Below are 714 nucleotides of genomic sequence, written 5' to 3'. Positions count from 1 at the left end.
TGCCCACCAGCCACTTAGAATTCGTAATGAAATAACTTGTTCATTTTGAGCCTTCTGCAGGCCCGCGACCTGCGAAGATGCTCCCGAGGATGCATTTGTTAATTCATTACAGATCCCTAGCCAGTCGGTCGATCAGCACGCGCGTGCGGAAACACACTGCCGCACCCCGGGTGGAGGATCCGGCTTCATAATTCCGGCACCGCGGGCCGTGGCGCCTTCCCCACGGCTATGCCGGCACGCCATTCGATCTTTTTTGGACGGCTTTTGCTTTTAAGAACGAACGATAAAACCGCACCGCGTCCCTGTTGTGAGATGCTGAGTGACTGTACCGGAGCCCCTGGCAGCCCCCAGCGCGTTCGTTGGCCTCCGCTGACATCGGTTCTTCCGCCAGGATCATCGAAACCCCGCATCGCCGGGTCAGACAAAAGGCGGGAAATCCGCTCGCTCCCAGCCCGGATCCGGCCGGACCTGGAACACGCCAGCGGACACCTCCTCTGAGGCGTCCCACATCCGTCGTGCCCACCCTGAGTCCGGCCAGCGCGTACCCGTCGACCACTGCGCACCCTCGAGATTCGCACGGTCGAGCTGGGCACCGATGAGACTGGCCCCGTCCAGGCGGGCGTCAACAAGGGCCGCGCTGGTGAGGTTCGCCCCGTCCAACCGGGCATCGACGAGGGCCGCCCTGTCCAGTTGGGCACCGGACAGGTCCGCTCC

General features: G+C 62.9%; 1 protein-coding gene. It reads right to left on the bottom strand.

Annotation, left to right across the window (positions count from 1 at the left end; all coding sequences use genetic code 11):
* Window positions 1-417: 417 nt before the first annotated feature.
* The coding region (locus tag MJ797_RS27010) for a pentapeptide repeat-containing protein (protein WP_305039724.1) at window positions 418-714 on the bottom strand (297 nt) is incomplete at its 5' end.

Source organism: Protofrankia sp. CiP3 (assembly GCF_917627345.1).
In the GTDB taxonomy this organism is placed as follows: domain Bacteria; phylum Actinomycetota; class Actinomycetes; order Frankiales; family Frankiaceae; genus Protofrankia.
Note: the sequence above shows the minus strand (reverse complement) of the source record. Positions and strands in the feature narration are given on the sequence as shown.